The sequence below is a fragment of the Emticicia sp. genome (genome assembly GCF_049241225.1).
Taxonomy (GTDB): Bacteria; Bacteroidota; Bacteroidia; order Cytophagales; family Spirosomataceae; genus Emticicia.
This window is the reverse complement of the sequence record NZ_JBMLRC010000129.1, coordinates 45,020-46,648: the sequence shown is the minus strand read 5'-3', so window position 1 is coordinate 46,648 and position 1,629 is coordinate 45,020. Positions and strand designations below refer to the sequence as shown.

Below are 1,629 nucleotides of genomic sequence, written 5' to 3'. Positions count from 1 at the left end.
TACGAAAAAGCAACGAGAGAAGATAGTAGAATAAAGAATACATTCAGAGATGCCGTAAATCTAAAAGTAGGTGGCGAATATCGTATCGAAAATATCCGATTAAGACTCGGTGCTAAATATATGCCAGACCCATACAAACAACGAGTTGATGACCTCGACCGCTCACAAATGCTTTTTACAGGTGGTGTGGGATATCGTTCAGCTAAGTTTTTTGTGGATTTAGCGGGCGTTTTCAACACATTTAAAACAGCATATACACCTTATGAATTGGCAAATACAGCCAATTATGCTTCGGCTAATATTACAAATAATCAAAGAAGTTTCGTGATTTCGGTAGGTACATTCTTCTAAATCACATTTCTTTGAGTGTATCAACCAAAAATGCCCTAACAGTTAATAATTTAGCTTTTAGGGCATTTTTATTTTTATTTTCGTCACTTTTATTGCTTATTTTTCGCTTCACTCCTTTCAAGGTCAGGCCACCCTTGTCGGCATTGACAATAATATCACGCAAAACTTCAATATCTTTTTGCGTTAATTGACGGTCTTGTCCGTTACGTTTGAACCTTAGATTAAATTTCTTTTCATAAAACCTAATTCTCGAAATATTTACCTCTAACATTTCGGCAACTTCGGAAGTGGAATAATAAAGTTTAGTCATTGTTTTGTTTGAGAAATTGATTTTCTTAACTAACCGTGCCACGCACAGCGTGCCACGGTATTTTCGCCAAATCTAAACTTTTTTCTTCAAAAAACTATCAACTTGCCTCATCTAACCATTACTTGTCGTTTTTCCAAGCTATCAGTAAGTTTGGTTAGTTTTTCGTCTGGCTTATCGGTTTTGTAAAACTCATTGCCTCGAATAAATACTTTTTGAAGTTTGTTCATAGCCAATAATCCTTCTGGAATATCCATGATTTCGTTGTGCGTAATATCAAATTCTTCCAAATCTTTTAACTGATAAACTTGCTCAGGAAAAACCTTGAAGAGATTATAGCCAATATCTAAAAGTTTAAGATTTGGCAAATTTGGCAAAGTATTCAAACGATTATGATGAGCATAGAGGGTTTGGAGATTTGTCAGTTTATTGATTTCCTCGGGCAAATTCCAGAGTTGATTGTTGGCAACTGCTAGCGTTTTTAACTTGGGTAATTGACAAATCTCTTTCGGCAAAAACTTCAATTCGTTGTGATAGAGGTCAAGTTCTTCTAAATTTTTCAACTTTCCGATTGATTTTGGCAATGCCTCAGTTCGAACATTATATAAATTGAGAGCTTTCAGATTGGTCATTCGTTTAAAATCATTCTTTGTAAATTTTATAGGATTATTACCAACGAATAGAATCTCCAATTTTCGATTTTTTTTCAGAGATTTCGGCATTTTTGCCATTTGCGTGTACTGAAGATTGAGGTCTTTTAGATGCTTATTTCGCTTGAATTTTAATTTTGAATAATCAATTCCATTGCCACTTAAACTCAAAAACTTCAGTTTCTTCAGCGTCCAAATCTCTAATGGAACTTGCTCTATAAAATTATCAGCTAAATCCAATTTTTCTAAATTCTTAAATCTAAAAACCACATCTGGAAATTTTTCAAGACTCAATTTATTCAGCATTAGATTCTTGACAGT

General features: G+C 33.8%; 2 protein-coding genes and 1 pseudogene. 1 reads left to right on the top strand and 2 read right to left on the bottom strand.

What is annotated here, in order from left to right; genetic code table 11:
* Positions 1-351: pseudogene (locus tag ACOVO2_RS08035) on the top strand (hypothetical protein); the annotation flags it as partial.
* A 1-nt stretch (position 352) separates the two neighbouring features.
* Here the strand turns inward: ACOVO2_RS08035 and ACOVO2_RS08030 are convergent.
* Together ACOVO2_RS08030 and ACOVO2_RS08025 are read right to left on the bottom strand one after the other, a co-directional pair.
* The gene (locus ACOVO2_RS08030) at positions 353-661 is read right to left on the bottom strand and encodes a MerR family transcriptional regulator (protein ID WP_421769463.1); all 309 of its coding nucleotides are present in this window, start codon (positions 659-661) and stop codon (positions 353-355) included.
* A gap of 107 nt (positions 662-768) precedes the next feature.
* Positions 769-1,629 (bottom strand): leucine-rich repeat domain-containing protein (locus ACOVO2_RS08025; RefSeq protein WP_421769462.1); only part of this gene is annotated, 861 nt, incomplete at its 5' end.

Coding starts and splice junctions, on each gene's coding strand:
- ACOVO2_RS08030 (WP_421769463.1), bottom strand. CDS start 661: ATGACTAAACTTTATTATTCCACTTCCGAAGTTGCCGAAATGTTAGAG.